Origin of the sequence: Streptomyces sp. SP17BM10 (assembly GCF_036322405.1) — a bacterium.
In the GTDB taxonomy this organism is placed as follows: Bacteria; Actinomycetota; Actinomycetes; order Streptomycetales; family Streptomycetaceae; genus Kitasatospora.
Genome location: NZ_JAQYXB010000218.1, coordinates 1 through 399 on the forward strand (window position 1 = coordinate 1; position 399 = coordinate 399).

1 protein-coding gene is annotated in these 399 nt (G+C 38.6%); it reads left to right on the forward strand.

Annotated features, from left to right (window positions below; genetic code table 11):
• A partial coding sequence (locus PUR71_RS40890) for a hypothetical protein (RefSeq protein WP_329924334.1) occupies positions 1-260 on the forward strand: 260 nt, incomplete at its 5' end.
• Positions 261-399 lie beyond the last annotated feature (139 nt).

The window sequence follows — 399 nt, forward strand, 5'->3', positions numbered from 1 at the left end:
GCTGGGTTTTTTTTTTTGGGGTGTGTGTGGGGTGTTTGGTTTTTTTTTTTTTTTTTTTTGTTTGTTGTTGTTTGTTTTTTTTTTTTGGTTTTTTTTTTTTTTTTGTTTTTTTTGTTTTTTTTGTTGGTTGTTTGTTTTTTTTTTTTTTTTTTTTTTTTTTTTTTTTTTGTTTTTGTTTTTTTTTTTGTTTTGTTGGTTGGGGGGGGGGGGGGCGCCCCCCCGCCCCCCCCAACCCAACCCCAACCCCACCCACCACCTAAAAAAACAAAAACAAAAAAAAAAAAAAAAAAAAAACCCACAACCACCAGCAACACAAAAAACCCCCACCCCCCCCCCCCCCCCCCCACAACAAAAAAAAAAAAACCACAAACACACACACCCCCCCCCCCCCAACCCACC